The organism is Mesorhizobium sp. G2-6-1, from assembly GCF_055809095.1.
In genome coordinates this window covers 2,773,183-2,792,937 of the sequence record NZ_CM147896.1, presented here as the reverse complement: position 1 = coordinate 2,792,937, position 19,755 = coordinate 2,773,183, and the positions used below count along the sequence as shown (strand labels likewise).

Below are 19,755 nucleotides of genomic sequence, written 5' to 3'. Positions count from 1 at the left end.
GAGGTTTTTCACAATCGTCCACTCCGGTATGGGATCGTTGAGCGTGGCAATCGTTTGCAATCTCGCGCTCATCTGATGTGCGTTTGGCATCTGCTTGCCGCTCATCTCGCAAGTTCGAAATTCGCGATAAGAAAGTCGCTTGCCGTCTTGTCCACGAAAGGTATCCAGTGAATCCGCTGATCGGAAAAATCGGGATGGCGGGTTGCAAAAACCTCCAGCTCCCGCCTCGCCTTTTCCTGCTGCCCATTGCGCGCCAATGCGCCGACTTTCAGGAACCGCGCGTAGAAATAGCCAGGTGACAGATTGAGAGAACGCTCCGCAGTCGCGATTGCCGACGGCCAGTCCTCAAGCATGCAGTAGGTCGCCGCCAATTCTCCAAGATTGTGAAACCGATAGAGATCGAACGGGCTGAGGCGATCCGCATCGAGGAAGAACGCAACCGCATCGCCGGCATTGCCCAGAAGCAGGCGAGCACTGCCCATCGCCGAATGAGCAAAGGCAAAACTCGGGTTGATATGGAGTGCTTCGGCCAGATGCCCGATCCCGGATTTCGGTTCTCTGCGCATGATATCGACGGCACCAAGATGGGCATGGGCGCGTGCGTCGAGGCTGTCCATCAGCCGGGCTTTGCGCGCAAACTCGGCAACCTTGTCAAGATCGTCGCCGTCGCCGTCGCCAAAACGCAACCACCCCCGCCAAAAATACCACCACGCCAGTTCGTTGAGTACGGCACTTGAATTTGGATCTTCGTGATAGGCCTTCTCGAAGAAGTCGCGCGCAAGCTCCGTGTCGGCGCGCGTGCGCCGTTGCATGTGCCAGCGTCCGCGTCGTATGAGCTGCCAGATCTCGAGGCTTTCCCAGGGCAATTGAAAAGTGCGCACCTGTTCGGCTCTATCGACCTCCTTGTCGAGGATTGAAACGATCTCGCTGCCGATCTGGTCCCGCAGTTCGAATATGCCGATGAATTCGCGGTCGAACCTCTGCGACCAGACCAGCCGTCCATTCGTCGAATCCGCCAGGGAGACGTTCAGGCGGATTTGCTCGCCCTTGCGCGCCAGCGACCCGCTAACGAGATAGCGCGCCCCCAGCGCACTGCCGATAAGCTTTGTTCCAAGCGTATCGTCGCGAAACTGAAAACTGGAGCTTTTCGCGATAACCGAAAACCATCTCGTGTTGGACAAACCGTGGATAATATCTTCCGCGATACCGTCAGCCATATATTCGATATCGGCTTCGCTGCTGTCACAGGAAAACGGCAACACCGCGATGGCTGGCGGACCGTTGCGGCGCGGCTTCTGCGAATGATCGGTCGATGCCACGGTGGCGATCGTCTGTGTTGGCGGTGAGTCGGTCTGATCGCGCCCCGCAATGAAGACACGAACGGCAAGCGCGATGTTCTTCAACATGAACTCGCCCAGATCCGTGAATTCCGTCGCCGTTTTATCTTTTACGTGATGCCAGGTTGTTTCCGAGATCGAGACGCCGTTGCGGGGTGCAAATTCCTGAATCCTCGCAGCGATATTGACATCGTCGCCATAAAGACGGCCATCGCGAACAATAACGTCGCCGGTATTGATCCCCACCCGAAACGGCATCCGCAAATCCCGCTCGACAGCGGCGTTGAGTGCCACGATACGCTCCTGGAAATCGAACACCGCACGCAAGGCCTCGATCGGATTTCCGAATTCGGCCATGATGCTGTCGCCGGCATCGCCGAAAGTGCGCCCGCCAAATGCACGGCACCGCTCGACGATGATGTCGCGGCGCTCTTCGAATGCGGCGACGGCGAACTCGTCGTCAAGACCCATCAGCCGCGAGAATTCAGCCGCGTCTATGGAAACGACTGTCGCGAGCTGACGGACATACTGCCGCTCAGCCTTGATCGAGCCTTGATCCATTTTGGCTCTCGTCTGGCGTAAAAAGAACGCCACCCTCGTCGCGCCCTCGGCGCATTGTCGGGGAAATCAGCATTGGCGAGACAGACGCCATGACCCCCCATAGACAAGAAGTTTAACAGTATCCTCCCAGAAGCGCCAGAATTTGAAATGCATACAAAAGAAAAAAGCACTGCATCCGTGGTGGTTTGGTTTATTTTTCCCTCATCGAATACGTATGATTTTTCAAGTGTCTCAATATTCGGTGAGCTGACCTGTCAATACATCGCGCCAGGTTGCTGCAAAGCCTGGATAGGCGAACCTTTCCGGTTGATCCAACACCCGCTCCGCCAAATTCCGGGATGAACCCTCAAATGCGCGACGCGCTTTGAACGGCGCGCTGGCACGCGCACGTCCCTGTTCCGTTCAATGCGAAATGGTTGCTTTCGCTCTGCGCCGTGTCTTCAAAATTTTTTCTTGCCGCCAAAGATCAAGTCTTTGCTGTCGTAATCGTAAAGGGCGACATTCGATGCGTGTTTCGTGTATCTGAGCCCCACATAGGGGACAATGCCGAACAGGCTCAGCTTCTCATAGGAGAACCCGGCCTGAATCTCGAATTCACGGTCTTTTCTCGCAACACCGGTCAACGGGAAGGGATTGGTGTAGGAGTGGTCCTCAAAAGCCGCCGATATATCGGTGAAAAGGCCGTTCTGCCACGTCTTGCCCAAACCGGCGCGAACTCGATAGCCATTGTAGGTCAAATGCGGGGCGCGCGTTTTCTCGCGCTCAAACCGCGCGCCCAGATCGAGCGACAGCGACGGCGTTAATTGGCGCGCCCAAGTCGCGCCTGCCGTAAACTTGTATCCATCCATATAGGCATAGTCCGGATAGGTTTGCGATGTTCCCCGCATCCGCAAACCCAGGACATCTCGTGACGACAGCGCGTAGCTTGCCCCTATCACTCCCCCAAGACGCACCGCATAGGGATCAAATTTCGACCACTGAAATTCAGCGACCGGACCTGCCCAAAGCGTTGCATCGTCCATGTGGAGAACGAAAAGGAGCTCGGGCGCGATGGTGGACAGGTTCGTGGAGTTGTCCTTGATGCCCGCCTCAAGGCTGGCCGCTGCCGATGCAACGATCTCACTATTCTCGCCTGTCACGAAATTTCGATAAGCCGAGAGACCGATATTGACCGTGGCACCCGCTCGTTTGCGCAAATCGGGCGAGATCGAAAACGGCAACCCGTTCAGGTAGACGACATTCTGGCTCGTTCCCTGCGTGGTGTTGGTTGATGGATCTCGCGCCTACCGAAAGTGAGGTTCCGCTGGTCGGGTGGCTTTTGTCATATTGCATCAGCAACCGCTCATATTCGCGATGCATCCGTGGGTCTCTCACGCGCCGCAGATTTTGACGTATGTGATAGATCGCCTGCCTGTACTTGCCCTCCGCAATCAGCACATTGATCAGGAGATGGCGGCGGCGCACCGCCAAACCATCCTCCGCTACAATTTTCCGGGCAATGCGTTCGGCGGCTTTCACCCGCCCACTCTTGAGCAGGATATAAGCGTCGACATAGGCAACCAGCCATCGATTACCGCGGTCCGTGGCATCCTGTACCGCCAAATCCCTGGCGTCCGCGAATTTTCCCGAAGCAACCGCCCCGTCAATCCGGTCCAGCAACGACACACTTTCAGCGGCCGCAACCGAACACCCAAGCAGCAAGGACGCCGCGATCATTGACAGGCGTTTCAAGGAGCAGCGGCACCGCAGCGGACGTTTGACGCCCGCTGCGATTTCCTTTTGAATCAAGGAGTCTTGTCGCCGGTGATGATACCTGTCACAGCGTGACTGCTGCCATCCCCGCCGACAATCGCGCCTATCTGTCCAGCGTTCGTGCCGTAGAACCTTCCGACCGCCTTTGCTTCGATGTCATCGGCAATGCCATCATTCGTCATGATCTGGCTCGCTGCCGCATTTGCTGACAAGTTCGACGAAAACCCATTGGCAACGATGTCGGCTTTATCAAGCGCGATTGACGCGCCCGCCGCCGAGATGTCCGTCTCCGGTCCATTACCGTTTATGGTGGTGCGCTTCTGGCTTCGTTTGAAGTCGATCGACCCGTCGACGGTGCCCGCTCCGAAATCGGCATTGATCGTGGAAGCGCCGCGATAAATGACGCGGTCGGGCGAATCCTTGGTGTAGTCAGCTTTCTTGTTGAAGGCTTCAATCCGTGCATAGCCTTTATAGCTGGCCGAACCGGTCTTCGGCATATCGCTCGGATCGGTTTCGGCTCCAACGATTGTATAGCCTTGGCGATATGCTTCGCCATTGTCGGCAGTGGCAACGCCCTGGCTCGTCGTTCTGACACCGAAACCCAAAGGCACCATGCTGGAATCTGCAGCAGCGAGCGCATCGGGCGTTGTTGCACTGGCTACAGTGAACAGGTAACCGATACTCTTCGCGTCACCATTCTTGTCCGGCATCGTTTGCTCATAGAAGCTGTTGTTCTGCAAATCTGCGTTGGTGAAATGGACCGACTGCCCGGCGTAGCTTAACACGTAGCCATCAGCGGCTTTTTCGATAACGACTTTTTGAGGTGCCGATGCCTCACGGGCACCGGTGGCAAAAGTCTCATCCACCGTTGCGGCCCCTCCCTCCAACTTGTCGCCAGGCTTGACAAGCAATTGCGAAATGACGTTGGCATTGGCCTTTGCATATGTCGCGCTGTAAACATCAGCATAAGGTGCCACAGGCGCGACAATAGACCCGGTCTGATCTCTGGTGCTGCTGCAACCTGCCATGGCAGTGCCAGCAAGCATCACGAACATAAGCCTTGCATCCAGTTTCACAATTTCTCTCCCCAATTATCTTGAAACAACTGTCACCCCAGCGACTGAATATTGGACGTTAGGTGAAGTATGGAGAGACGACACCTCCCATTTGGGGGTCTCAAGGTTCAATTGCTGAATAGATCACAGGTTGCAGTGGAATTTGGCACACTCTGCATGAGTGTTGGATTTTATCCTTGACGCCTACATTCTTTGGTTGAAAGATAAATCATTATGCAATTGACGAGGGAGGGCGTCAGTTGGATCAACTCCTCATCGAACACGCCATCGATCTGTGCTACGAGGCCGTCGCTTCACCGGACGCGTGGCGTGATGCACTGAACGCAATGAGTAAGGCGTTGAACGCCGCCGCCATCATGTTCTATCCAAAGTCGCTTGGTCTCAATACGGGGCCGCTGCCGACTTCAGAGGCGTATGACGACTTCCTTCCGGATTTCCTTGCCGATGGCTGGCACAACAACCACTATCGTTCCGAACGCGGATGGCAGCTCCTGAAAAGGTCGGACACGGCGGTCATCATCGAACACCAATTGGCGACAGATGATGAGCGCAAGGTTCTGCCGCATTACAATGACCTCTACTTGAAGAAAGGCTATCCGGGTTTTGCGGCAATAGGATTCAATGTCGGTGGCGAGCAATGGGCGATGTGCGTATTGCGCAACTTCAAACAAGGCTTCTTCACACCCGAAGATGCCGATCGAATGTTGCCTCTTGCCGAACATTTCCGGCGTATCGTGCGCCTTGCGGAACGCTTCGAAACCTCCTGCCTCTCGACCAGCCTGTCGGCGCTGGGTGATCAAGGTCATGCAGCAGCGGTACTCACCAAGGAGGGACGAATCCTCGCCATGAACGTCGCATGCGAGCGCATGTTGAAGAGTTCACCGGACGGCCTTATCGTCCGAAACGGACGCTTCCAGGCTGTTGCCATTGCCAGCAACCACGCTCTGCAAGCACTTATCCATGCCATGACCAACGCCGGGCACTCGCAACGAAGAGAGGCACACAAAGTCGAAGCGGTCATCGCCCGCCCCGACAGGCTGCCTTTGCTGGTTGAAGGTCTATGCATATCTGCACTTGGGCTTGAGCACTCATTGCATGCCCATGCCGTCCTGATTTTCGCTGATCCGCAAACGGAACCCCAGTCAAGGGAAATGCGGTATCGCGCAGCCTTCCGGTTGACCCCCGCAGAGGCAAACTTCGCCGCGCTACTGGTCAGCGGTCGGGCCCTCAACGATGCCGCCGACGTTCAATCGATTACACGGGAAACCGCGCGCCAGCGTCTGAAGCTGATCTTCGCAAAGACCGGCACGCACAGGCAGGGCGAACTGGTCTCGCTGCTATCGCGACTGGGTTGATCGCGAATACATCGAATCTTTCACGCACGGAGTGCGTTAATCCACCGCTTTCTCTTGTGGTCACGGCTCGGTGGTTCTATCAAAAGCCGAACCTCTCAAAAGCATCGAGCCGAAAAGTGGGTAACGGTTTTCGGATTGTGCCTATAGCAAAGGTTGAAAGTGAGCAGAGCAAAACAAGTCCTTTATGTCGACGACGAACCGGATATCCGCGAAGTTGCGGTGATGTGTCTGCAACTTGACCCCGACTTCGAAGTCCGCTCCGCGACAAGTGGGATAGAGGCTGTTTCGATTGCCGAGCAATGGCAGCCCGACATCGTGTTGCTCGATGTCATGATGCCTGAAATGGATGGACCGATGACGCGGGAAAAGCTGACCTCGAACCCGGCAACACGTGACATACCGGTGGCCTTCGTGACTGCACGCACCCAACCGGACGAGGTGGCTCAGTTTATGGCCATGAATATCGTGGGCGTCATTGCGAAGCCGTTCGATCCGATGACGCTTGGCAGCCAGGTCAGGGATCTGCTTGACCAGATCGTTCGAGAAAAATGATATTTAAGAAGACCCTGAACTACCCGCTTTTCCTCATCCTGCTCTACGATACCGCTGCGCTCATTTGCTCTGGATTATCAGATGCACGCCCTTGATGGACAGCAGCCAGCACGGCTTCGACGATCTCGGACTCGGGCATCTTTGATTTGATGATGACGCGGCTGACACGCGGGTCGTCCACGCAACATTCGGTCGCGGTCAAAACGATAACGGGTTTTCCATCCAGGCTCTCAATCTCGTCCAGAAAGTCCAGACCTTCACCGTCAGGCAGACCAAGATCGAGAATGATCAGATCGTATTGCGACAGCGGCATCCGGCTTCTGGCTTCGCCCAGTGTACGCACATTGGCAATATTGACCTGCCCCCTTAGTGCAGCCGACAAGAACGCGCAAAAATCGGTGTCGTCTTCCACGTGCAAGACATTCAAAAGGCAGGCTTCCTCAGTTATCGGTGCAATGATTGACAAGAGGCTTGCTACATCGCTCTGCACCAATGGCACTTCCACCCAAAACGTTGAACCTTCTCCCTCGACACTCTTGAAATCGATAGTGCCGCCCATGCGTTCGATCATCTGCTTGGAGATGTGAAGTCCCAGCCCGGTTCCACCTTTTACGCGCGTGGCTGAACCATCCGCCTGAGAAAAGGGCGTGAAAATCCGGCCCCTGAAGTCCTGTGGTATTCCGTGGCCTTTGTCCGTCACCGACACTTTGACCGCGCCGCCGACGGTGGAAACTTCAACGATGACATCTCCACCAGTCGGCGAGAATTTGGCCGCGTTTGACAAAAGGTTTGAGAGCACTTGCTGGAATCTCGAACTGTCGATTTCAGCGTTTGCCTCCCCATCGCTGCAATGGCAATTGAGCGATACACCTAACTGATCCGCATAGCCCTGATTGGCGTCGATGGCCTGGCGCACCTCGTGGCAGATATCTTTCTCAACCAGATCATAGCTGACATTATCCGCCGAGAGTTTCTCAAGATCGAGAATGTCGTTGACCAACAGGATCAGGCGTTCGCTGTTCTTGTGCGCGATGGTCAGCAGACGCATGACGCCGTCCGGAATGCCTTTCGACATCGCCCCGGTAATGAGACCAAGCGAACCACGGATCGACGTCAGTGGCGTACGCAATTCGTGACTGACGGTGGAAATGAACTCGCTTTTCATCCGGTCCATTTCCCGGCGATGGCTGATATCCTGAATCTGCGAAATGAAATGGGCAATCGATCCGTCGGGATTGCGTGCAACCGAAACGCAGAGCAGGCCCCACAATGTGCTGCCATCCCGGTGGACGTAACGCTTTTCCAGTTGATAGGTGTCAATTTTCCCACTGATAAGTTGCTCGACCAGTTCCGTATCCGCGCCGACATCCTCCGGATGCACCATCGCCGCGAAATCGATCTTGTGAAACTCGGCTTCGGAATATCCGAAGAACTTGCACAATGCATCGTTGGCCTTGATCCACCGGCCCTCTGGCTCGACCAACGCCATGCCGATCGGTGCGTTCTCGATGGCGGAATTCAGCCTCTCCTTGCTCGCCTCAAGTGCAACCTGTGCGTCTTTCAGGGCTGTAATGTCTGTCTGCGTGCCAACAAAGCGCAGCGGTTTCCCGCTGATATCACGTTCGGTCACCGTCGCTTCCGATCTGAGCCAACGCCAAGACTGGTCCCGGTGGCGAATTCTGTACTCGGCTTTTGATCGCGGGGTGCGCCCTTCCAAACATTCAAGGTTCGCCGCCAGGACGAGCGGTAAGTCGTCGTCGTGAACAAGTGTCAACCATTCAGCCTGTGGGTCGATTTTTTCGTCAGCCTCAAAGCCGAGCATCGTGCGCCATGTGTCAGAGACCACCGACGTACCCGTCTTCACATCAATGTCGAAGACACCGATGTTCGCGCCACGAAGCGCCAGATTCCAGCGTTGTTCCGCCTCCTCCAACGCGATGGTCATGCGCCTTTGTGCTGAAACATCGCGGACAAGGGCGGTGTATCTCGTGTGCCCTTCCTCCGTCACCCAGTTGTTGAGTTGAAGGTCGAGATAAAGCTGTGAGCCATCCTTTTTCGGGCAATGATGGCCCCATCATATTCGAGATGCCCGCGTTCACGTTGGGCCAGCCGACGCAGCAGATCACGAGAACTCTTGTTCACGTTTGAACTGAGCAGGTGGTTGACGCGATCACCAACCATGTCGGCCTCGCTCCGGCCGAAAATCTCCTCGGCCGCCCGATTTGCAGAAAGAACGACACCATCTTCGTCAAACAGCAGAATAGCCACAATGGCAGTATCCACAATCGAGCGATTCTGCTGCTCTTTCGCGGTAATTTCCTGTGTCTTGCGAACCACCGTTCGCCGGATCTGTTCTTCACGGCGAGCAAAAGAAAGCAGATAGACCCCAAAAAGCATCGACAGCAAAATCCCCCCGGTCAGGACGAGCGATGCCTCCTTTGTGCTGACCCCCGCTTCGAATGCGGGCGTGCTTTTCCACACGATGGTCCATTTCTTTTCCATGATCGGCAGGGTCCGGGTCACCGTGTATTGGGCCTGACGAACCGGCGAACCCGGATTGGTGCTGGAATAGATGAGTTCGTTCTGATCCGCTTCGGTGCCGTCGAATATGCCGATTTTGAGATCCCGGTCCTGACTTTCCGTCAAATGGTCCATGAAGCGATTGGCGACAAAAGGCGCATAAACCCAACCTGCAAATGCGGCCCGCCTTTCCTCTACATTGCCGGTCGCCATGCCTGTTCGATACAAAGGCCGAAGCAATAGAAATCCGGCACTTTTAGTCGAGTCCTGCACCAGGAAAATCCGCTTGGTTATTGTCGGAAGTCCCGTATCACGCGCATGCAACGCGGCAGCATAGCGGTTACTTTCGAAAGCGATATTCAAGCCCACAGCGGCGGCATTCGCTGCAAGGGGCTCTATGTAGCGGATGATGAACAGCGCCGGTGACGACGAGGCCGGGTGTATGGCCAGGTCGGCAACTCCATCGTCACGCGCGCCCTGGAGAAAAGACGTCAAATCATCGGGATTGACGGCGCTGATGAACCCGATGCCATTTATGCCCGGCAATGTACGCCCGATCTCGAGCGCGTCGACATAGGTTCTCCACTCCCGCCGCGTTATGTGGCCGGAAGCCACATAAAATCCGGAAATTCCGTCAAGCGATTGAAGGTAGGAATCGAGACGATGGCGAAGTGCCTTTTCGTTGTCGTCGACCAGTGCCTCAAAGGCTGCCTTGTTGCGCTCAAATGTTGTTTCGCTGGTCCACTTCCACGCATAAAGGGTCAAGCCGAGAGGGATGAGGAGTGCAATGAGCGACGCTACGGTCAGACCTGCCAGCGGATGCCCGGACCAGCGCACGCTCCACGGTCGCCAAGGGTTGAAAACCGCAATTGGCAGGATTACCGCGATCCCGACCAGATCGCCAGTCCACCACGTAAGCCAGGTTCTCGCCACAGAATGGAGCGGGACGAGACCGGCACCCAACAATGCGGCTACCCCGATGCTGGAAGCCACGAGGCACGAAATCGGACCGGCAATGGCACTGAACACCAGGGCGTCCCGCGCTCCATTCAGGGAAGTCGGCACCCCGAAAAGCCGGCGAAGAACATGCGTTCCAAAATAGGCCTGAAACGTCGACCCGGCCGCAATCGCAGCAGCAACAGCCAACGCAGTAGTATTCCAGCCAGCATCGCCATAGACGCCGCCGACATAGGCGTTGAGGGCGAAGGAACCAATGAAAACACCGGGCCATAGACCCGGCCCGTACATAAGCAGCGCCGCGAGCGCAAAACCCGATGCTGGCCAGATGATCGTCACATATCCGGGCGGCGGCGCAAGCTGGAGGCCGAGGCCCCCGGAAGCCGCATAGACAACGGCCAGGAGAAAAATAAGGCCGATCCGCTTGTTGAAATGCATGGGCTTCGATCTCGCGGTCTTGCTTGGTTCACGGCTCGAATTCACCATCGGGTGACCCGGCAGGACGAATTTTCCTAGGAATTGGCGGCAAATTCGCTGCGTCCGGTCTCACATTCATGGCTGGCAAGTACATGTGAGATTTCGCGACACAACAGCTTCAACAACTGAAGTGCACTCGGTTGATCTGCCGGACCCTTGGCTATCAGCACGGTTTCGAGTTCGTGAGCCTTGGCGCTCATCTCATGAAACCCGAAAATCCCGCCCGTTCCCGCAATCGAGTGAACGATTTTCACGACACTCCCCATATCGGACCCCTGTTTGATCCGCTCAGGATTTTCGACCAGTTCATTGAGGCTCCCGGCATGTTCCCGACACCTGTCGAGGAAACGCAACTTCAGATCATGCAGGGGATCAGCAACGGCCAACACAGTCTCCTCGTTCAAATCTGACCGCTCCAGCACCATCCGGCAACGCAGCCTCCCACCACAACTTTTTGCGTAACCGCGAAGGCGTCGTTTTCAGGTATGGCGATGCGCACAAGACGGCTTCGGTCGCGCGGGCGAAACATGTTCTGGAATTCGGGCGGCAAGGCATCGGCCACGCCCAGGATTTCATCAATGGTTCCTATCGAACTTGCATTGCCCGATTTTACAGTGACCCGATCACCAGGCCGTACCTGGAAGAGATAGCTATCTGACAGGAATGCGAGCACATAGGTCTTTGTACCGTTGATCTGTAAAAGCTCGTCACCGATCTTTGCCACCTCGCCTTGTGTGGGAACATGCGATCCAACGACACCGGAACGCGGCGCGCGAACCAAACCATCTCCATAAAACTCCTCGAGTTTGACGAGTGCTTCGCCAGAGCGGGATATGGAATTCGTCAGGCTTGGAATATTGGCCTCCAACACATCCGCCTCACCCGAGAGTTCTGCATATTGTGCAGCAGAATCAAGGCGCGAAGTAAGCGCCTCGTCCATGCGGGTTGAAGCCACGAGACCTTGCGTGGACAATGTATCGATCCTGGCGACGGTCTTTGTGTTTTCCGCATTTCGGCGCTCGGCAAGCGGCAAGATCACGCCGATGGCGCCTGAGCGAACTTTCATCTGGCTTAGTCGCTGGTCGAGGTCTGCATTGCGCGCAGCCAGATCCGCTATGTCGCGCAGCATGTCCGGCGATTCCATTCGCAACAGGACATCGCCTTCATTGACGGTTTGACCCTCGCGAACACGAACGTCGGCAACCCGCCCAAGGTAAGTCGCGGCAACCACGTTGCGCTCGGCAAGCACGATGCCCTCGGCCCGAAGCAGAAACAGATCGCCGATGAGGTAATGGCCGATAGTCACCCCGAGAACACCGAGCAGGAGGAAGTAAAACCGCCGACTCCACGAAGCCGTCGATCCCCTCTGCTGGTTGACCATTGCATCGATGGTGGGGCGTTTTTTATCCGCTGCATGTTCTACCAACTCCGTACAGATCGAACGCGCTCGGGAACATAATTGTCCTTGCGCGACGAAGAGAGGAACACCTCCTGAATGTAGGCCAGAAGGCGCACACTCTTCATGATGTATCCGTTGAAAAACGAGAATCCGGGAAGAAGAGGTATCAACCGGATAGTGTCCGATCGTCCTGTCACGATCACAGCCAGAGCAAGAACACAAAGGTCCAGCCCGGTCATCGCCACCTGAATGGCAAACAGCACTGGAAGGGCGAAGAAGCCATACATTCCGAACAGCCAGACAGTGTAAATCGGGAAGATCACGGCTCCAGCTACACTGAAAAGCATGAAGTCCCACTGATGGAATGCTTCACTCAGCCTGAAACGCGTGTGGAACGGCGACATGATGCGCCAATGCTTGCGAAACCGGACCCAGATGGAATCCCTCTCCCATCTGAGGCGCTGGCGCGCTAGCACCCAGAAACTTGTTGGGACATCGGTGTAGCAGATTGCATTTTCCGCAAATACGACCTGCCATCCGCGATCACGAAGGCGCATCGTGGCGTCGAGATCCTCGCCGCCACCCACATCGAACAAGCCGACTGTCTTGAGTGCTTCCGCCCGGAACGCACCAAACGCGCCCGAGAGGCAGACAACCTGATTGAGCGCATTTCCGATCCGTTTAGACAGCGAGATCGTCAAAAGATATTCGATTTCCTGGAAACCGGAAACGAGGCTTTCCTGTCCGTTTCTTGGAACGATATCGCCACACACACCGCCAATTGCGGGGTCGGACAATGGCGCGATCAAATTGGCGATTGCATATCGGTCGAACGAACAATCACAGTCGACGATCACGATGATGTCGCATTTGGTAGAGCGTATCGCAAGGTTGGTTCCACCTGATTTGCCGCCACGATATTTTGACGTCAGCACACGCGTGGCCAACCCGTCCTTCACCAGTCTGCTTGCCACTTCGGCCATCTTGTCGGACGAGCCATCGCTCACGAGAACGATCTCGTCAGGAACGCGGGATTGTTCACGCAACGACTGGATGCAGCGTTCGATCTTGCCGGCTTCATTGTGCCCGATAACCAGAACACTAAGCGTCTGTGGCCTGGCCGATTGGGGCACCGGCACATGTTTGTTTGCCGACATCTTGCGCGCCGCAATTGCACCAAGCGCCACCGACACGAATGTCAGAGAATAGCGTGGAAACTCGAATATCAGTGTGTACCAGAAGATGTAGAGCAGGCTTGTTCCCGTCTGGGCAGCCAGAAAATCAAAACCTAGTCGAATTGTCTCCATCAAGCCGTCGCCCGCGCGGGGCCGATTTCGACGACGCGAGCCTCTGGCTGTATATCGGTGCCGAGAACTGTGTGAGCCTCCGCCAGAAGGCTCGATGCGAAATCCGGCAGGGAATCAGCACGACCGGAATCGACGATTACAAAATCGCGTTCCGTATGAGCAACGACAACACCGTATTCGTCGAGGAGATTGGTGAGATTTTCGATAAAGAGCTGACGCAGCTTCGTAAATGTCTCGGCACCGGCAGCCTCGACCACTGCATCGCGCGCTCCGTAGCTGATTTCGACCACAGCAAGCGTTTCCATGCCGATCCGCATGTCTCCAGCCAACCGGTCGAGTTCGCTCAGCAAGTGTTGCGGCAAATCACCCGATGACAATGCCATCTGACGCGTGGCCTGAAGCGAATGCGTTGTCAGCATCGACACCGCAGCCTCTGTCAAGTCATAAGCGTGCACATCCTGTGTCGCAACCGCATCGCCATCGACATGAACACCACAGTCGACACACACAAAACCGATGGCAGGTTCCGACGTCCACTCGGCGCATGATCCGCACGTCATGATCGTGCCCGGCTTTTCATAGTCGCCGCCGAAATGGCGCAGCATTGCCCGGCACTTGGGACAAATCAGCCGCGAGCCTTCACGGAAATCAGCTTCAGGGCCCTGATAGGCGCATTTGAAATGATGAATGAACGGGGTCTCGCTCAGATCGGAAGACCGGCATGACGGGCACTCCTCCCGAACATTGAGACGCCGTGATTCACAGCCGGGGCAACAGTGGAACCGCTCGACAAACGCCTGTTTCAGGAAGCCTTGCGATACCAGACTTGTGGCATCGGCGATGACCTGGTCATGATTGCGAAAACCTGAAAAGCAGATAAAGGTCCGGCTTTGCGGATCGAGTATCGGCCTCAGCCCCTGCCCTGAAACATAGAGGCTGGCGAGAAGGCGCATTTTCGCACCGCCGGCAACGGCCGTCTGGTTAACTGTAGAGCGACGGGCATCATAAGACTTGAGCGTCTCGGCTACATTTTTCCAGCTTTCCTCATCGCCATATTCGAGCGCGGCATCCGCGCCCAGCATGGCCTTGCCAGTGCAATCGACCACCGGTACTTGTGCCGCACGGTCGATGATCGAACGGACTGCGGCCACAGCGTCAACACCTGTCACGTCCGTCAGCAGGATCAGATCGAAATCGGTCGACCGGTCAACACATTCGAAGGCGGTGGCAAGAAGCCGGGCCATCGGAGCGGCTGGTTCGGGGATACACAAAGCCTTTGGACGGCGCTTCAACCCGATCAGTCGCCATTGTTCATCGGCCCTTCGCGCCTTTTCCTCAGTTTCGACAGGCCGCAAAGCCTTTGCCACAAATGCTGCAAGTTTTTCCGGAGCGAAAGGCTTGGGCAGCATATGATCGAACACATCCGAGGCACCGGATCGCTCGGCCAACGCAGATCCATTGCCCGTAATTGCAACCAACTTGGTCGGAATTTCGCGTGTTGACATTGAACGGATGAGACGCGCCGAAGCAAGGCCATCTATTTCCGGCAGGCTGTAGTCGATCAACGCCAGGTCGAATGAGCCATGTTTTGTCAACTCGACAGCCTCGATGCCATCGCGAGCGACGACAACATCGTACCCGTCGGCGATGAGCGTGCGCTCTACCACCTCACAGGCGATAGGGTCGTCTTCAACAACGAGAATACGTGGAGCCAATGCGCAACTTCCTTCAATTTTAACCCTTTTAGCTAGCAAGATGAGGTTAAGAATCAGTGTTCTAAATCCAGACACTTTGCGTTGTCGGGCGCGCATCAGGACGATGAACCGGTAGCACTGGAGGAAGCTCTGTGAGCACTTGGAAAGGAAGCATGGTGCCCAAGCCGGATCGTCCAGCGCGACACGGCACAGCGACTGTTTTCAATTAATTAGCATTTAAGTTTTAGTTGATCAGATCACGATCAAGCGTGACGGCTGCGTCTCTGGCGATTGTTCGCTGCGACGCGAGGGGGATTAGTGAAGGGCATTATATTCAACGTATTCGAAGAGGTCGTGCGCCGCGAACACGGGCCCGACGTCTGGGATGATCTTCTCGACGAAACCGGTCTTGATGGCGCCTATACCTCGCTCGGAAACTATTCCGACGCAGAGATCGCCGCATTGTCCGATGCCACCGGCAACCGGTTGGGCATGACGCGCGGCGAGGTTCTGCGGTGGTTTGGTCGGCGTGCCATGCCCGTCTTGAAGGAAACCTATCCCGCGCTGTTCGATCAACATGCCACGGCGCGTGATTTCACGCTGGCCGTCAACAGCATGATCCACCCGGAAGTTCGCAAACTCTATCCCGGCGCAGACTGTCCGTTCTTCCACTTCCGCCCCGGCGAAAATGGATCCATGTTCATGGACTACAATTCCCCACGAAAGATGTGCGACCTGGCGCACGGTTTCATGGAAGGAGCGGCTGAACTCTTCGGCGAAAAAGTGGAAATAACCCATCACGGCTGCATGAAGCATGGTGACGAGCGATGCACGATGGAGGTCAGATGGCCCGCCTGAACCAGGCCGCTGAAGCGGCGGATCTGACAATTGATCTCAACCTGCGCATCCTCAAACTGGAACGGCGGCTCGAACGCGAACGTGCAGCGCGCCTGCAAGCCGAGAGCATCGCGGAAAATGGGTTGCGCGACCTCTACAACAATCAGCAGCAGCTTGTGCTTCTGGAAGCTGTTGCAACAAAGGTCAACCACAGCGAAACTGTAGAGGAATGCTTTCGCTTCGCCGTCGAGGCGATCTGCGGGCACACCGGCTGGCCGGTAGGCAATGTCTACATGCGCGCCGACGACGACGCCAAACGTCTGCTTCCGACGCGTTTCTGGCACGTAGCGGACGCGGAGAGTTTCGCCGATTTTCTGTCGGAGAGCCTGCAGGTCGAATTTCGATCCGGCGTGGGGCTCGGCGGTCGTGTCCTTGAGACCGGAGCCGCTTCGTGGATCGTCGATGTCACGCAGGACGCTAATTTTCCGCGCGCGAACGTGGCCAGCGCTTGCGGGCTGCGCTCTGCCTTCGCGTTTCCCGTTCTCGTTCGCGACGATGTCATGGCGGTCGTCGAGTTCTTTTCTCGCGAAACGCTTGAGCCAGATGACCAGCTACTCACCCTGATGGCGCAAATTGGCACACAACTCGGCCGTGTCATCGAGCGCAAGCATGCCGAAGAAAAGCTGATACACGACGCCACCCATGATCCGCTGACCGCGTTGCCGAACCGGCTCTTGTTCATGGACCGTCTCGAAAGAGCCGTTGCGGAACATGGCCGCATGCCCGACAGGGGCTACGCCGTCCTGTTCATCGATCTCGACCGCTTCAAGCTGGTCAACGACAGTCTTGGACATGCCGCCGGCGATCACCTCCTGACGACAATTGCCTCGCGCCTTGGCGCTGCGCTCGTCGAGGCCGAAGAACCCGGCAATCTCGGCATTTTCACCACGCTGGCGCGGCTTGGTGGCGACGAATTCACCGTCCTCCTTGATGGGCTCAGCCATAGCGGTGTCGCGGTTGACATTGCCGAGCGCCTGCTTGCCGAACTCCGCCTGCCAATTTCGATTGAAGGACAGGACATCTACAGTTCGGCGAGCATCGGGGTCGCCTCCAGCGATACCGGTTATGCGAATGCCGCTGACATCATGCGTGATGCCGATCTTGCAATGTACGGCGCAAAAACGGACGGGCGCGGACGGATCGAAGTCTTCGACAAGGCGTTGCACGAGATTGCGAAGTGGCGGCTTTCGCTTGAAAGCGACCTGCGCCGCGCGTTGATCAACAAGGAACTGGTGTTGCACTACCAACCGATCGTGGCACTGGAGACTGAGCGCCTGACCGGTTTCGAAGCGCTCGTGCGCTGGCAGCGCAACTCGGGCGAACTTGTTCCACCTTCCGATTTCATCGGCATCGCCGAGGAAACCGGTCTCATCGTCCATATCGGAAACTGGGTGATGCGCGAGGCCTTCATGACGTTGGCCGAATGGCAGAAAACGCATCGCGATGATAAACCGCTGACGATGAGCGTCAATGTCTCGCCCCGCCAGTTCCACCAGCCGGATTTCGTCGAGCAGGTCATTGAAGCCGTCACAGCCAGCGGCGCGAAACCGGAGACCATTCGCCTGGAAATTACCGAGGGCGTGACGATCCAGGATGCCGAGCGTACGGTAGGAATCCTTCAGTCACTCCGGAGTTTCGGCGTCCGTGTCAGCATTGACGATTTCGGCACCGGTTACTCATCCCTCAGCTACCTGCACAAACTCCCTTCGACACATTGAAGATCGATCGGTCATTCATCAGCGCACTTCAAACGCAGACACAGGGACGCGAAATCGTTCGGACGATCCTCGATCTGGCGAAGAACCTGCACATGGACGTGATCGCGGAAGGCACCGAAACCAAGGCTCATGTCGATCTGCTGCGCCAGATGGGTTGCCGCAGTGCGCAAGGGTATTACTTTTCAAAGCCGCTCGATCGTGCCGCCGCAACGAAACTCATCTCATAGTCGCTGCGGCATACCCCACGTCCGTTGAAAAGTTGAACTCCGCTTTAAAGCCCATCGCGTCTAAAGGGGCTCATGCAGAGTGCTTTAAGCCTTTGTTTTCATGCATGTCGTTATCTGAAAAACCGCTGCACACTTTTGGGCGACATGCACTAATATCCGGCAGCGCGCGGAATGAAGAGCACGAGATCAGGAAACAGGATGATCAGAAACAGGGCGACCAACAAGGTCAGAATGAAGCCCCAGATCTCCCTGATAAGCTCGGCCAGTGGGATCTTCGAAACGCCACTGATCAGGAAAAGCAATTCTCCGTAGGGCGGCGTAATCAGCCCGATCATCATGTTGACGATAATGACCACGCCGAAATGCACCGGGTCGACGCCGAGTGCGTGCACGGACGGCAGCAGGATCGGTGCCATCACTAGCAGCATCAGCAATGTATCGAACACCGCGCCAAGTACCAGGAATAGCAGGGCCGTAACTAACAGGAAGGCGGTCGGCGAAAGCGACATGGATGCGATCCATTCCGCTACTGCGTTCGGAATTTGTTCGCTAGCCACCACATAATTGAAGAACAGCGCGCCGACCACCGTGATCGCGACGATGGCAGTACCACGCGCAGAGTTCAACAAGACCTGCCACATGTTGCCCCACGACATGTCACGATAGATGATGGCAAGAATGATGGCATAGAGTGCAGCAACGGCCGCCGCTTCCGTCGGCGTAACCGCGCCGGAATAGATGCCGCCTAGCAAGATCACCGGCAGCATGAGTGGCGGCACGACCCTCATTGAGACGCGCCGCGCCTCAGGCATGGTGAAGGCCGCCTCCACTGGAAAATTCCTGCGCCGCGCGACGAAAAATGTCTGGATCGCCAGCACCAGCCCCATCAGCAGACCGGGAACGATACCGGCCAGGAACAACGCGCCGATGGAGGTTCCCGAGATGGCACCATAGATGACCATCGGGATGGAGGGTGGAATGATCGGCCCTATCGTTGCCGAGGCCGCCGTCAAAGCGCCTGCAAAGGAGCGCGGATAACGGTTGTTTCGCGTCATCATATCAATCATCAATTTGCCCGGACCGGCAGCGTCAGCCAGCGCGCTACCGCTCATCCCGGCAAAGATGATGCTGACAATGATGTTTACATAGGCAAGGCCGCCGCGCACCCGGCCGACAATCAAGACAACAAACTGCAGCAGGCGGTTGGAAATGCTTGAGGAGGTCATCACTTCGGCTGCGAAGATGAATAGCGGAACCGCCAGAAGGATGAATGAGGAAAACAGGCCATTGATGCCCTGGGCGTTGACAAGCCCTATGTCCTTGCCGGTGACCAGCAGATAGGCGAAGCCACTCACGATCATCGCGAAGCCGATCGGCATCCCAATGGCACCGGCCAGCATGAACAGGACCAGCATGAAAGCTGCAGCAAGGCTCATGTCAGAGTTCCTTGTCCCAATCGCTGCGCATCAAACGAACGATGCGAATTGCCGAATTGACGATGAGCAGCACCATGAAGACGCCGAACGCGCTGAACACTACCGTCATGGGAAGTCGCAGCGTAGGGGATTTCTGATGGGCGGTGAACGCGATGTAGTCGTAATTTCCGTAAAGCGTCAAAACCAGAAGTACGAGGATCAGACCCGTACCGGTGAGAGCGAGAATGCGGCGCATCTGCGGCCGCACGCTTTCGTAGACGAGGTCGAAAGAGACATGTTCACGCTCCTTCACAATGGTCGCCGCCCCCACGCACACGATCCACACATACAGGATGCCGGCGACCTCCTGCGTCCACGACAAGGGGTCGTTGAGTACGTAGCGGAAAAAAACCTGCATCACGAAAATGATGAAGAGAGCCGCAAACCCGAGGACGCATGCAACCTCTGCCGCCTTGGTCACGAACGCCCAGAACTGCTTGATCACTGTCGC

15 protein-coding genes and 1 pseudogene are annotated in these 19,755 nt (G+C 56.3%); 4 read left to right on the top strand and 12 right to left on the bottom strand.

The window, feature by feature from the left end:
* Positions 1-101: 101 nt before the first annotated feature.
* From AC0L7S_RS13435 to AC0L7S_RS13420, 4 genes are all read right to left on the bottom strand, one after another.
* Entirely contained in the window at positions 102-1,898 is a 1,797-nt protein-coding gene (locus AC0L7S_RS13435; protein WP_473471521.1) for an adenylate/guanylate cyclase domain-containing protein, read from the bottom strand.
* A gap of 440 nt (positions 1,899-2,338) precedes the next feature.
* On the bottom strand, positions 2,339-3,037 hold the full coding sequence (locus tag AC0L7S_RS13430) for a surface lipoprotein assembly modifier (RefSeq protein ID WP_473471520.1): 699 nt from the start codon (positions 3,035-3,037) through the stop codon (positions 2,339-2,341).
* On the bottom strand, positions 3,021-3,629 hold the full coding sequence (locus AC0L7S_RS13425) for a hypothetical protein (protein WP_473471519.1): 609 nt from the start codon (positions 3,627-3,629) through the stop codon (positions 3,021-3,023). Before AC0L7S_RS13425 ends, AC0L7S_RS13430 begins: the two co-directional genes overlap by 17 nt.
* A gap of 53 nt (positions 3,630-3,682) precedes the next feature.
* A complete protein-coding gene (locus AC0L7S_RS13420; protein WP_473471518.1) occupies positions 3,683-4,726 on the bottom strand; it encodes a transferrin-binding protein-like solute binding protein in 1,044 nt (347 codons plus the stop codon).
* Positions 4,727-4,965: 239 nt separating this feature from the next.
* Between AC0L7S_RS13420 and AC0L7S_RS13415 the strand changes: the two genes are divergently transcribed.
* Both AC0L7S_RS13415 and AC0L7S_RS13410 read left to right on the top strand, forming a co-directional pair.
* Positions 4,966-6,081 carry a helix-turn-helix transcriptional regulator gene (locus AC0L7S_RS13415; RefSeq protein ID WP_473471517.1) on the top strand — a complete coding sequence of 372 codons (1,116 nt, stop codon included), beginning with the start codon at positions 4,966-4,968 and terminating at the stop codon, positions 6,079-6,081.
* Positions 6,082-6,240: 159 nt separating this feature from the next.
* Positions 6,241-6,633: a response regulator gene (locus AC0L7S_RS13410; RefSeq protein ID WP_473471516.1), complete on the top strand. Its 393-nt coding sequence runs from the start codon at positions 6,241-6,243 to the stop codon at positions 6,631-6,633.
* Positions 6,634-6,676: 43 nt separating this feature from the next.
* Here AC0L7S_RS13410 and AC0L7S_RS13405 read toward each other — a convergent pair whose 3' ends face one another.
* The 6 genes from AC0L7S_RS13405 to AC0L7S_RS13380 form a co-directional block, all read right to left on the bottom strand.
* A complete protein-coding gene (locus AC0L7S_RS13405) occupies positions 6,677-8,578 on the bottom strand; it encodes a hybrid sensor histidine kinase/response regulator (RefSeq protein ID WP_473471515.1) in 1,902 nt (633 codons plus the stop codon).
* Between the two features lie 59 nt (positions 8,579-8,637).
* A complete protein-coding gene (locus tag AC0L7S_RS13400) occupies positions 8,638-10,548 on the bottom strand; it encodes a CHASE domain-containing protein (protein ID WP_473471514.1) in 1,911 nt (636 codons plus the stop codon).
* A gap of 74 nt (positions 10,549-10,622) precedes the next feature.
* Complete coding sequence (locus AC0L7S_RS13395) at positions 10,623-10,973, bottom strand: Hpt domain-containing protein (protein WP_473471513.1); 351 nt, start codon at positions 10,971-10,973, stop codon at positions 10,623-10,625.
* Positions 10,974-10,987: 14 nt separating this feature from the next.
* Positions 10,988-11,968: an HlyD family secretion protein gene (locus tag AC0L7S_RS13390; RefSeq protein WP_473471512.1), complete on the bottom strand. Its 981-nt coding sequence runs from the start codon at positions 11,966-11,968 to the stop codon at positions 10,988-10,990.
* Positions 11,969-12,006: 38 nt separating this feature from the next.
* Positions 12,007-13,293 (bottom strand): glycosyltransferase family 2 protein, encoded by a 1,287-nt coding sequence (locus tag AC0L7S_RS13385; RefSeq protein WP_473471511.1) that lies wholly within the window; start codon positions 13,291-13,293, stop codon positions 12,007-12,009.
* Positions 13,293-15,008: a TackOD1 domain-containing metal-binding protein gene (locus AC0L7S_RS13380; RefSeq protein WP_473471510.1), complete on the bottom strand. Its 1,716-nt coding sequence runs from the start codon at positions 15,006-15,008 to the stop codon at positions 13,293-13,295. The genes AC0L7S_RS13385 and AC0L7S_RS13380 overlap by 1 nt, the downstream gene beginning before the upstream one ends.
* A 297-nt stretch (positions 15,009-15,305) precedes the next feature.
* Here AC0L7S_RS13380 and AC0L7S_RS13375 point away from each other — a divergent pair, with 297 nt between their 5' ends.
* Positions 15,306-15,845 (top strand): heme NO-binding domain-containing protein, encoded by a 540-nt coding sequence (locus tag AC0L7S_RS13375; protein WP_473471509.1) that lies wholly within the window; start codon positions 15,306-15,308, stop codon positions 15,843-15,845.
* A pseudogene (locus tag AC0L7S_RS13370) lies at positions 15,815-17,829 on the top strand (putative bifunctional diguanylate cyclase/phosphodiesterase). Before AC0L7S_RS13375 ends, AC0L7S_RS13370 begins: the two are co-directional and overlap by 31 nt.
* 149 nt (positions 17,830-17,978) lie before the next feature.
* Here the strand turns inward: AC0L7S_RS13370 and AC0L7S_RS13365 are convergent.
* Together AC0L7S_RS13365 and AC0L7S_RS13360 are read right to left on the bottom strand one after the other, a co-directional pair.
* Positions 17,979-19,265 carry a TRAP transporter large permease gene (locus tag AC0L7S_RS13365; RefSeq protein WP_473471508.1) on the bottom strand — a complete coding sequence of 429 codons (1,287 nt, stop codon included), beginning with the start codon at positions 19,263-19,265 and terminating at the stop codon, positions 17,979-17,981.
* A gap of 1 nt (position 19,266) precedes the next feature.
* Positions 19,267-19,749: a TRAP transporter small permease gene (locus AC0L7S_RS13360; RefSeq protein ID WP_473471507.1), complete on the bottom strand. Its 483-nt coding sequence runs from the start codon at positions 19,747-19,749 to the stop codon at positions 19,267-19,269.
* Positions 19,750-19,755: the final 6 nt, after the last annotated feature.